Here is a 12,473-nt window from a genome sequence, read left to right on the forward strand (position 1 = left end):
TCAAACCAAAAACTATCCATTTATACTTTTTTTGAAAAATTTAATTTTATTTTCTTCCGAAAAATAGAACAATTACAAAAGCATTGATTGAAATAAATCATATTGCTATAAAATTAAACTGTTAAAGCTAAAAATTATATTTTTTTAATGGATAAAAAGAGGAAAATTAGAAATAAAATTCTGAAATAAGGCAACTAACTAAATAAACGATCACCAAATAGTATTGTTTCAATCATTTCTACCTAATTCTTTAAAAATTTTCTTGGCGACGCATGAAGATGCCGGTAAATCCCCCAAATTTTCTTTTACCAAATCATAGCCCTGCAAGACTTTCGCTTTCTGAGAAATGTCACTCAGGAGGAGATTGAGTTCACGTGCTACAGAATTACTTCTAAAATCACTTTGAATAAGTTCTTTAACCACCTCTTTTCCCGCTATAAGGTTAACCAATGAAATAAACGGAACCCTGATAAGTCTTTTGGCTATGGCATAACTTATCGAACTGGTCTTATACACGACGACTTGTGGTACCCTGAAAATCGCTGTTTCCAGTGTAGCCGTACCAGAAGTCACGATCGCAGCGGTGGCATGATGTAATAGGTCGTAAGTTTGGTCAAAAACAATCCTGATTCCGGCTTTGATGGCTGGAGTATATGCATCAGGCTTGAGATTGGAAACCCCCGCAATTACAAACTGTGCATTGGGGAACTTTCTAACCACTTCCAACATAACAGACAGCATGTTGTCCAGCTCCTGCTGACGGCTGCCCGGGAGCAATGCTATGATAGGCTGATAATTAAGCTCGTTCTTCTGATGAAAAAATGGATGAGGTTCAAACTTGGCTATTTCATCCAAAAGGGGATTGCCTACATAATAGGCTTCGACTTCGTATTTTTGAAAAAATTCCGGCTCGAATGGAAGGATGCAATACACATGATCGGTAAACCTTTTGATTTTAAGCGCGCGGCTCTGGTTCCAGGCCCAAACCTTTGGTGGAATATAATAATGCACCGGAATACCTTTGGATTTGGCAAATGCCGCTATTTTCATGTTGAATCCTCCGAAGTCTACCAAAATCAAAGCATCCGGCCGGAAACTCATTAAGTCTGACTTGACCAAAGACAGGTATTTGAGAACCTTCCTGAACCCGAGTACCACTTCCACAAAACCCATCATGGACACCTCTTTGTAATGAACCAACAGGTCCATACCGGCATTTTCACAATAGCCACCACCCATACCTCTAAAAACTGCTGCGCTGTCCAGTTTCTGGAGTTCGGTCACAAGATTGGACGCATGTAAGTCTCCGGATCTTTCGCCGCAGATGAGGTAGTATTTCATTGGAAATTTTTATAAAAAAGAATCGGCCAAAAGCCTATTCACCATAGTACTCCACAAAATTTCTGGGCGTCTCATACAAGGTCAGCTTGTACAGACTTCCTTCAGACACGATATTATTGATAGCTGGCTCAAGGATTTTCCAAAACTCCACTACCAGATTTTCGCAGCTTGCCATTTTACCTTTCATAAAATCCACATCCATATTGAGGTTTTTATGATCTACTTTGTCAATGACCAGTTCCTTAATCAAAGTACTCAATGCCTTAAGATCAACCACAAATCCTGTCTCAGGATCAGGCTTTCCCTTCACAGTAACGATAAGCTCAAAATTATGCCCATGCCAATTCACATTGGAACAAGGCCCAAACACTTCTTTATTTTTCTCTTCTGACCAGTTGGGATTCCAAAGCTTGTGGGCAGCATTGAAATGCTCTTTTCTGCAAACGTGTATCATTACTCTATTCAATTGAGTCGCAAAAATAAGGAAAAAGATGGGGAAATGATACTGTTAACGCAAATGAGAATGAAAACCAGACAGGTCTGTCCATAGGTAAATTCAAAAAACCAAAGCAAACTCAAAAGATCCGTCATGTTCGACACCCACTTAATTCATTATTAAAACCCAAAATATCAGTTGGTATCAGAAGCCTCTGCAAACCTTATCACAATCAATAATTCTCCTGAATAGAAATTGTGATCCTCCTGTTCATTGCCCTGTTTTCAGCAGAGTCATTAGGACGGATGGGCTCTCTATCTCCCTTCCCAAGTGGAATTGCCCTGCCTTCTTTGATCCCATTTTCCAACAAATACCGTTTTACACTTTCTGCCCTTCTGAGGCTAAGGTTCTCATTGTATGATGCACTGCCCACATTGTCGGTATGTCCTACTATATATATATTGACATTATAATTGGTCATCAAAAAATCCCTCAGACGCTTCAGAGAGCTCATAGACTCCGGTTTCAATTCATCTTTGTCAAAATCAAAGAAAATATTTTCAAACACAAATTCTTCACCCGGACCTATTGGGGTAAGGGAAATTTCCAGATCCTCCTGATCCTTAAGATTATCCCGGTCCACATTGTAAATTTTGGGCAGGTATCCTTCTTTTTCTACATAAAGCCCCGAAAATGATTTATCGGGATACAACATCATAAAATCTCCCGTTTTGCCATCAGATCTGAATTGGTACATTGTGCTGTCATTGGCAAGGCTCACCAAAGATAGCTTCGCGGCTACTGGCTCGCCTGTTTTGGAATTGAGCACTTTTCCTTGGGTGACAATCAACTTTTCTCCCAAAGCGATTTCTTCTGGGAATTTAAACCTGTACAGAAATGAACGTTCTACTTTTCCTTCATTGTAAGAGGTCTCAGTATAGTAGGCATAATCCCTCTGCGCAGTAATAAACAAAGAAAACTGATCCTGATGGTCATTGATGGGATAACCCAGGTTTTCCGGTTCGGTAAACTCTCCATCTACCACCCTCGATACAAAAAGATCCATCCCACCAAAACCCTGATGGCCATTTGAAGCAAAAAATAAAATCTCATTATTGAAATAGATAAAAGGGGATACCTCGTCCCTGGGTGTATTGACTGTAGGGCCCAGATTTTTGGCTTCTGCCCATGAACCATCCTCATTTCTAACGCTGTACCAGATATCATTTCCTCCATAGCCTCCCCTTCTGTTGGAAGAGAAAAACAAAATCCTGCCATCGGCCGACAAAGATGGCTGAGATTCCCATGAACGGGAATTCACATTTTTGCCCATATTGGTAGAACGCTGCCACTGCCCATTGACCCTATATGCTACATAGAGGTCGCAGCTGCCAAATGAATCCGGTGCATCACAGGAAGTATAAATCAGGATATTCCCATCTGCGGAAATGGTACAGGTCCCTTCATTATAATAAGTGTTTATATTTTCCGAAATACCTGCCGGGAGCGTCCAAGTTTCCCCGTCGTCCCCTAGGTAAGATACATAAATATCTTCTTTCTGATTGTCCATCACCCCATCCCTTTTAGTGAAAAGAATCTTTCGGCTGTCCGCAGTAAGGACAGGAAAATATTGAAGCGTAAACTGATTGATGGGGTCCGGAAGTTTTTCTTTTTTGATAACCAGTTCCTTTTGGAGGTGTTCATTCAAGAAATCCATCTGATCCTTGGAGTCTCTGTAGTTTTTTGATCTCTTGAAGTCATCCGAAAGAATAGGGTCAATATCCTGAAATTCCCTCAAAGCTTCCTGAAACTGACCTAATGAAAGGTAAATATGAGTTTTGAGCCATCCAAAATCCCCTTTTACCTGATCTGAGGCTTTGGCTGCACGCCTTTCCCCCCTTTCGACCACTTCCAATGCCTCTTTGGATCTGCCGGTGGTCAGCAATAATCTGCCCCACTTGATATAAGATTCCAAAAAATTTGCCTCTCTGTTGATTGACGCCTTATATTTTTCTATGGCTTCATTGTACTGCCTGCGAAGAACCAGTTCATCACCTTCTTCATGCATCTTTATCGCCCTATTGTCTATAATAGAGTATTTCTGTCCAAAACTTGCCTGGGACAGAAACATGAAGAGAAGAAATGCCAGCGTTAATCTCATGTTTATGGAATATCCATAAACTTATGCGTCTGAAGTGAAATTTTCCAATCCGGATGGCTTTTCACGTATTCTATGATGCGATCAAGGTGCACACTGGATTTGCTCCATTCAGGCTGCAGGAGTTTATGGCAACTTTTATTTACCAAATCTGCATGTTTTTCTGCAAAATCAAAGTCAGATGGATGAAAAATAACCACTTTTAACTCATTTGCATGTTCATAAATGCTTGGATGCGGCTTTTTGAATTTTTTAGGAGAAAAACAGACCCAATCAAAAGTACCCGAAAATGGATGTGCTCCAGATGTCTCTATATTGATGGTAAAACCATTTTTCTTCAATAATCCGGTCAATGGCCCCAGCTCATACATTAAAGGTTCACCACCTGTTATCACAACCAATCTCCCAGGATATTCAAGGGCTTGGTTGACAATATCCTCAACAGATAATATAGGCCACTTCTCTGCCTCCCAGGATTCTTTCACATCACACCACACGCATCCTACATCACATCCACCCAATCTTATAAAATAAGCAGGGGTGCCAGTATGCACCCCTTCTCCTTGAATGGTATAAAAAGCTTCCATTACCGGAAGCATAATTCCTTGATCTACTGCCTGCTTCTTGTCCATTTCAATTTTTGATAAAGCGGGTAATTGAACCGCTTGGTCTATGATTTATTAAAAGGACTGCAAAGCTACTGCAATTAATTCCAGATACAAAACCTCACCCTAAAATCGGTCATTTGGCCTGGCTCTTAACCTTATTGATATAGGCAACACTTTGCGGAATCTGCTCTACAGATCTAGAGGACTCATCTTCTATCACCAAATAGTCTATTTTATGCTTGACCGCCAATTCTATCAGTGTTTTGATATCGACATCTCCTTCTCCAAGAACCACATTAGTCTCCACATCCCCTCTACCGTCTTTGGATCCTGGAGTTCCTTTTTCCCGGTCTTTCAGGTGAAGTAATGGATACAGTTTTGGATTTGCTTTGAAATAGGCCACAGGATCTCCTCCGCCCATTTGCACCCAATATACATCCATGTTAAACTTGTAGTTTTTGGCATTTTTGACCATTTCGTCAAACAATACACCTGAGCCATGTGAAGTAAATTCATAACCGTGAGGATGATACAATAGGGTGATACCTGCTTTTTTCAACTCTGCCCCTGCTTTATTGAAAATCTCTATCGCTTCTTTGGTTTCCTTTATCGAAAAGCTTCCATCTCCATCATGTGGTATCCAAAAGCAAGTCGCATATTTTGCTCCATAAGCTTTTGCCTGGTCAATGATCTTCTGGATATTATTGTTTTTCAGGTCATTGTAATCAGCCCCGACTCCTATGACAGAAAGACCCATTTCGGAGATCATTTTCTTGTATTCTTCTTGGGTCATTCCGTATGTACCTCCTCCTTCAAGATATTTGATTCCCCAGTCAGCTACAAGCTGGTGCGAACCTTTGACATCATCTTTGGTCTGGTTGCGGAGACTGTACATTTGCAGGGCTATTTCCTGCGCCTGCACTTGGGCTGTCAAAAGAATGGCAAGCCCGAGCATTAGTGTTGTTATTTTGTTCATGGTCCAATTGGGTTTGATCTGGAATATTGTCAAAAAGCAACAGATTCCACCTTATTTTTTTACGAGTGGAATATTTACTTTTTCAATTCTGATTAGATCAATGAAAATACATAAATTGTGTATCAAAGAGCAGGTTTGATATACATTCAAAATAAGGAATCCCAAAACACTAACTTAGAAAAAATGAAACATGTAGTAGTCAGCTGGTTTGAAATACCTGTCTCAGATATGGAAAGAGCTATGTCCTTTTACGGAAAAGTTTTTGATTGTCAATTGGAAAGAAACCAAATGGGCCCTTTTGATATGGCATGGTTCCCTTGGGACCATGAGCAAAAGGGCGCTGGCGGTAGCCTGGTCAGACACAAGGAGGACTACCAGCCCAGTGACAAAGGTGTTTTGGTTTACTTTTCTTCTGAAGACATTGATACTGAACTTTCAAAAGTCAAAGTAGCCGGAGGCAAAGTCCTTCAGGAAAAAACACTGATTGCAAAGGATGTAGGCTATATGGCACTTTTCACAGATTCTGAAGGAAATAGGATTGCCCTGCATTCGCAACAATGATCTTCAGTTAAAATATAGACCTGTCAGGTTTTTGAACCCTGACAGGTCTATTTTGTTACTTCGAATCGATACCTCCCTGATCCAAGTAGAATCTTTACAATACCTTCTTCCTGATCCAGTACTTTAATACCCAATGCTTCTTTAAGCAGCTTCCCACTTAAAATTACTTGAGCAATGTCCGAAGCTTGCAGCTTTAGTATTGCCTCGGTATTGGTAGGTACGGAAAATTCATAAATGATAGAATCCTCCTCGATCTTCCAGCTGCTTTCAATTCTTCCGTACATGGAATCGTAATGACCCTTTGCCCAATTCATGACTTCATCTGGGTCAGGTTTGGGCTGCAATACAAATTTTTGAAATCCCGGAGAGCTTAGATCTCGCTGTATTCCCAAGGAATAATTTATCATCCAAGCTCCAATAGCACCAAACGAATAATGATTGAAAGAATTCATGCTATTATTGCCGCCAAAGCCATCTTCTACTGTAAAAGAATTCAGCCTTTCCCAGATGGTAGTAGCACCATTGACTACAGAATATAGCCAAGAGGGATAAGAGGTCTGTTGCAATAAACGATAAACTGTTTCATGTTTGCCAGCCTCTGAAAGTGCTGTCGCGATAGAAGCCGTTCCGATAAAACCTGTCATCAAAGAATACTCGGGCCTACTCTGGCCCAGGTCATCTACATTTTTACGCTGTATGGTTTCCAAAAAATTTGACAATGTCCTCTCTTTATATTTTTCCTCCACTGCCCTCATATCAAGAGCAATTGCATAGGAACCTTGTGTGTCCACCAATTGCCCTTTAGCCGATTGATGAACTGCGGCTGATTCTCCTGGAGGAAGTATTACTCCAGTTTGCATTCCGGATTTAATGGTCTTGCCGTCACTATTCAAATACGTCTTGTTAAAAAAGGCTCTTCTTTCAGCCCATTTTAAGTGGTATATTCCCCTCTCTGACTCATTGCCTAAAATCTCTGAAACCTTCTCCATGATTTCCAAACAGTAAATCTGATATGCAGTCCAAAGCAAAGTATTGTCATTTTTATTGTTTTCGGGACTAAGCCAGTCTCCTAATGGGCCTTCATTTAAAATCCCTTCGCCAGAGGTTTTATTCTCCAAAAAATCCACATACCGCTGCATAGCACTGTAATGATCTGAAAGCACTTTTTCATCTCCATATTGGAGATAAGTTTCCCAAGGAACGATAATCCCAGCAGCTCCCCATAATGTCCCTCCAAAACCACCACCCACTGGAGCCACATCTGGAAAGCGACCATCAGGTTTTTGAATATCCCTCATAGCCAACAGATGCCTTTTAAGAAAAAGGTTGACATCAGCCATATAAGTAGCTGTTCGGGCAAAAACATTGATATCACCCGACCAGCCCATACGTTCATTTCTTGCGGGAGTATCAGTAGGAATAGAAAGGAAGTTCCCTCGCATAGACCAAGTAATATTTTCCCAAAGTTTATTCACCAGTGGATTTGAAGTTTCATAATGTGCTGTCAGCTCATCAATGGAACTGACCACCAACCCTTGTACATCTTCTATTGGAATAGCATTATCAATTCCGGAAATTTCCAAATACCTATACCCATGAAAAGTGAAGCGGGGTTGGATGACTTCATTTCCTCCTTTAGCAATAAAAATGTCCTGAGCCAAAGCAGCACGGATATTTTCCAACATAATCATTCCTTCCAATCCCTCATGTTCAGGCAAATTAGGATACTTTACCTCAGCAAAACGCATAGTAACCTTTTGACCCGGTCTTGCATCCTTCAATTGGATTTTTGGAAAACCAACCAAATTCTGCCCCATATCATACACAAAAACCCCAGGTCTTACCTCCTCCACACTTTTTGCCTGAAGTGTTTTTACAATTTTAGGGCTAGGATCCTGATGATAGATGAATTTCATTTGATCATAGCCGCGGATAAGCTCAGCACTTTGGGGATTTCCATTGGGATCCATAAAAGCTGTTCCTTCTAAGGGCACTTCCTGAGAAAATTTCCAGTCACTATCATCAAACCCTTTTTCAGTCCAACCATTTAATTCCTTTCCAGCATCATATACCTCTCCCTGAAAAAAACTTCCATACCTAATCGGGCCATCGTGATAAATTTTCCAAGTCTCAGGATCTGAAATCACAATCTGATCAGAACCATCTTCATAACTAATAACCAATTTCGCCAAGAGCGATTGCCTGTCTCCAAAATAATTCCAATTCTCACCACTGTAAGTAATATTGCCAGACCACCAGCCTTCACTCAACCATGCCGCAATTACATTTTCAGAATCCTGTTCCAGATCAATGGAGTAAACCTGATAGGGATGATGTTTGTCATATTGGGTCAGGCCAGGATTGAAATAATCATTCCCTACACGGTATCCGTTTGCATATACTTCATAAATTCCCCTTGCTGTGATATACAATCTAGCATTTTCAATTTTCTTATTTTCAGTTCTAAAGACCGTTCTTAACATTGGACTTGCATTTCTACTGGGATCTGCCAGTATCAATGTACCGTTTTGACCTCCACTCAGCTGATATTTATTTCCGCTGATGCTTAAGCCTGGACCATAAAAAATACTTTTAGAATCATTTAATTTTTCAAAAAAAAGCAAATTGGAAGGCTGTCTGAAATTGCGAATCTGTACTTCGAAGAAATTCGCATTCTGTCCAGCCTTTAACCAAAAACCGATATCACCAAGCATAGGGAAGCTGATAAAATTATTCCCTGCTCCAATCGGATTAAGATTAAGTCCCTGTTGTTGGAAACGAGGTGCATTTGGATCAAAAGGGGAGATTCTGTTTTCAGGATTTTCTCCATTGATGTAAATGGTAAAAACTCCAAAATTGGATTCTGCAAAAATGTCATGTCGCTCATGCATATTCCCTAAATTGATAATTGACTTAGGAATCTCTAGACTTTTGAAGATCTCATCTCTCTTGTCCGAAAGGTCATAACCCACACGATATACATGCAACTTAGCCAATCCTTCTGCTTCCTTCAAGCCGGAAATATCCAATTCAAAAGCAATGAAACTATCATTCTTTCCACTTTCTACTCCTTGGATATTCAAATTTGAATCCATCAACCTTGCATCATTTGCACCAAAAACAAAAGCTGCTTGATCAGAGTTTTCCGCTATCTGAATACCATAGTGGAATTTATAGACAGAGAAATAGTGAGAATAAAATACCAGGTCATTATCTCCCCCTCCTATCCACTTTGCTCCTGACCAAGCATCATAGGAATCATCAAAAAGCCCCGTGAAAAAATTACCCTCATGGACTGCTGCATAGCCTTCATTATCCCATACCCGAAGACGATATGTGTAATTACTATTGGGCTTCAATAAATTGCTGCCATTCAAGTTGATACCAATAGCGGAAGAACTTGCAATCTTTCCTGAGTTCCAGACTTCGAAGCCTTTTTTATCATTTACTTGAATCGAATAAGCCTCTTGTACAACTCCATTTCTTTCTTCTCCAGCCAACAATTGCCAGGAGAAACGCGGGTTGGGAGTATTTATAGTAATGCCATCTTTTGGCACGCCGTATTCTACTCTGACATTTTGAATCTTTAGCTGTGCAAAAACTTGCCCGTAACTCAGCATCAATGCCAAGAATAAAAGGTATATTTTTTTCATAGAAAGTGACAGATCTTTTTTACCGAGTGAAAGTATATGTCCCAGATCCTATTTCAACTTTGACATAACCATTTTCCTCACCTAGGATTTCTAGTGATTGATTGGATGAAATGGATTTGTTGTTTTCTTTGACGGCTGAGCTGCTCGATGATGGGATATATACTGTTGCCCGTGTATTGACAGGCACTTGAACCTCTAGGCTGAATTGCCCATTGTCAAGCTTCCACTCTGAAACAATCTTTCCATAATAGGTATCAAGAGCTCCCTTTGCATGGGTAAAACCTCCCCCAAGTAATGGCTTTACTACAAATCTTTTGTACCCGGGATGTTCAGGATCAGTATCGATCCCAGCAAGATTTCTATACATCCAATCGCCGATAGCACCATAAGCATAATGGTTGTAGGAGTTCATGCTTGGCACCTGCACATCACCGTTGGGTTTGATCCCATCCCATCTTTCCCAAATGGTGGTGGCTCCCATGGTGACCGGGTACAGCCAAGAAGGATATTTTTCTCTTAGCAAAAGTTCAAAGGCTAGGTCATCATACCCAAACCTGCTTAGCACATGATTGAGGTAGGGGGTACCCAAAAATCCAGTAGTCAAGTGCACCCCATAGGATCTGATGTTCTCCACCAACCTTTTTGCTGCATCTTCCCGCATACTTTCAGGCAACATATCAAAGTGTAAAGCCAATACATAGGCTGTCTGTGTGCTGGACACCAAGCGCCCATTAGGAGTGACATACTCTTTCAAAAAGGCATCTTTTACATTTTTCAATAATGCTTCGTAATTCTTTTGGTCAGCTTCTTTCCCCAATACCTTTGCCGTATGGATCATGATCTGTACGGAATGGGCGAAAAAACATTGAGCAATCAGGTACTTATCCGTAACCGCAGCCCTTCCGTCATTGTCGTCGTCCGGTCTATAAAACAACCAGTCTCCAAAGTGAAAACCGGTATTCCAAAGGTGATCTTTTGAATTACTTTCCATAAATCCCACCCAATTCACCATACTCTCATATTGTTCTTCCAGTATTCTTCTGTCGCCATATACCATATACATGTCCCATGGAATGATTGTAGCAGCATCTGCCCAACCAGCAGAACCGGCCGCATCTTTCCCAAGCACATTCGGAATGACAAAAGGCACCGCACCATCCTCTCTCTGATCCAGTTCAAGATCTTTAAGCCACTTGGTAAAAAAGGAGTGGACATTGAAATTATAGGCCGCAGTTCTGGAAAATGCCTGAGCATCTCCCGTCCAGCCCAATCTTTCATCCCTTTGAGGGCAGTCAGTGGGTACATCCAGGAAATTACCCCTCTGCCCCCATTGGATATTGTGCTGTAATTGGTTGATCAATTCGTGAGAACTGGCAAACTCGCCGGTCTTTTCCATATCGGAGTACAATGCCACAGCGGTAAAATCTTCAGGAATGATATCTCCTTCAAAATCATCGATCCTGATATACCTAAAGCCAAAAAATGTAAAATGTGGCTCGTAAGTCTGCTCTCCTTCTTTGAGCGTATAAATCAACTCCGCTTTTGCCGCCCTTAGATTTTCGGTGTAGAAATTCCCGTCCTTATCCAGGATTTCGGCATGCGTCATCCTGAATTTATCACCGGATTTTCCCTTCACTTTGAATTGCACCCACCCTACCAGATTCTGCCCAAAGTCAAGCACTTTTTCTCCTTTGGGTGTTGTGATCATCTCTATCGGCTTGAAAGTCTCCTGCTTCCTTATAGGTTCATTGTAGGTAGCCACTAAGCTTTCATATCCGTAATCTTTGATTTGTACCGCTTTCCAATTTGTCTGGTTAAAACCTTCCTTGTTCCAACCTTCCATTTCCATACGGGCATCGTAAATTTCTCCATTGTAAATATCTGCACTAAGGATCGGTCCATAATTACACCTCCAGGAATCATCTGACAGGATCTTTTCCTTTGTCCCGTCGGTATACTCCAAAACCAGCTCCATCAAGAAGGAGATTTCATCTCCATAAAAGTCTTTCTGCCCTGAAAAACCTATGTAGCCCCTATACCAGCCAGATCCTAAAACGACTCCAAGCGCATTTTTGCTTTTGACTTTTTCAGTCACGTCATAAACCTGATACTGTATCCGGTCTTGGTAGGCTGTCCAGCCCGGAGTGAGATAGTCATCTCCGATTTTCTCACCATTAAGATACGCTTGATACAAACCTCTAGCTGTGATGTAAGCTGTTGCGGACTTGATTTTTTTAGTACTGGAAAATTCTTTCCTGAAATAGGGACTGGACCTATTTTCATCTTCCTCAAACCCCAAGCCTACCCAATCAGCCGACCAGTCTGCCGGATGAAAATAACCAGTCCTAAAGCTTCCTGTTTTGCTCCAACCAGATGACTGCCCATGATTATCCCAAGTCCTTACCTGCCAGAAATAAGTTGTATTGGACTCAAGTGGAGAGCCTTCGTATTCAACTAAGACAGATTGATCGGACTCTACTTTGCCGGAGGCCCATACCATTTGTCTAAAATTTTCACTTTTGGAAACCCTAATTTCGTAAGCTGTCTGAAGCGTGTTTCTTTTTTCAGATTCCAGATACCAGGTAAACCGGGGCACTTTGATATCCATTCCAATTGGATTTACCTGGTTTTCTACCCTCAATTGTGTGATTTCAAGCTTGGCGTGTAACCAATGGGTAGAGATCAGCAATACCGCAATTATCAAAAATGTTTTCTTCATGGCATTTTGGGTTGTCTGTAG

Annotated in this window: 8 protein-coding genes; 1 reads left to right on the forward strand and 7 read right to left on the reverse strand. The window is 41.0% G+C overall.

Annotated features, from left to right (window positions below):
• Window positions 1-228: 228 nt before the first annotated feature.
• From lpxB to EGN73_RS12885, 5 genes are all read right to left on the reverse strand, one after another.
• The gene (gene lpxB / locus EGN73_RS12865) at window positions 229-1,341 is read right to left on the reverse strand and encodes a lipid-A-disaccharide synthase (RefSeq protein ID WP_219290448.1); all 1,113 of its coding nucleotides are present in this window, start codon (window positions 1,339-1,341) and stop codon (window positions 229-231) included.
• Window positions 1,342-1,375: 34 nt separating this feature from the next.
• On the reverse strand, window positions 1,376-1,795 hold the full coding sequence (locus EGN73_RS12870) for a 6-pyruvoyl trahydropterin synthase family protein (RefSeq protein ID WP_219290451.1): 420 nt from the start codon (window positions 1,793-1,795) through the stop codon (window positions 1,376-1,378).
• 214 nt (window positions 1,796-2,009) lie between these two features.
• Window positions 2,010-3,938, reverse strand: a complete 1,929-nt coding sequence (locus EGN73_RS12875) for an OmpA family protein (protein WP_219290454.1) — start codon at window positions 3,936-3,938, stop codon at window positions 2,010-2,012.
• A gap of 2 nt (window positions 3,939-3,940) precedes the next feature.
• Window positions 3,941-4,567, reverse strand: coding sequence for a 7-carboxy-7-deazaguanine synthase QueE (locus tag EGN73_RS12880; RefSeq protein WP_219290457.1), 627 nt, complete (start codon window positions 4,565-4,567; stop codon window positions 3,941-3,943).
• A 109-nt stretch (window positions 4,568-4,676) separates the two neighbouring features.
• Entirely contained in the window at window positions 4,677-5,519 is an 843-nt protein-coding gene (locus EGN73_RS12885; protein WP_219290459.1) for a sugar phosphate isomerase/epimerase family protein, read from the reverse strand.
• A 183-nt stretch (window positions 5,520-5,702) separates the two neighbouring features.
• Between EGN73_RS12885 and EGN73_RS12890 the strand changes: the two genes are divergently transcribed.
• Window positions 5,703-6,080: a VOC family protein gene (locus EGN73_RS12890; RefSeq protein ID WP_219290462.1), complete on the forward strand. Its 378-nt coding sequence runs from the start codon at window positions 5,703-5,705 to the stop codon at window positions 6,078-6,080.
• Window positions 6,081-6,127: 47 nt separating this feature from the next.
• Here EGN73_RS12890 and EGN73_RS12895 read toward each other — a convergent pair whose 3' ends face one another.
• On the reverse strand, window positions 6,128-9,733 hold the full coding sequence (locus EGN73_RS12895; RefSeq protein ID WP_219290465.1) for an alpha-L-rhamnosidase: 3,606 nt from the start codon (window positions 9,731-9,733) through the stop codon (window positions 6,128-6,130).
• 19 nt (window positions 9,734-9,752) lie between these two features.
• Complete coding sequence (locus EGN73_RS12900) at window positions 9,753-12,452, reverse strand: glycoside hydrolase family 78 protein (RefSeq protein WP_219290468.1); 2,700 nt, start codon at window positions 12,450-12,452, stop codon at window positions 9,753-9,755.
• Between the last annotated feature and the right edge of the window lie 21 nt (window positions 12,453-12,473).

Origin of the sequence: Arthrospiribacter ruber (assembly GCF_019343195.1) — a bacterium.
GTDB classification, from domain to species: domain Bacteria; phylum Bacteroidota; class Bacteroidia; order Cytophagales; family Cyclobacteriaceae; genus Arthrospiribacter; species Arthrospiribacter ruber.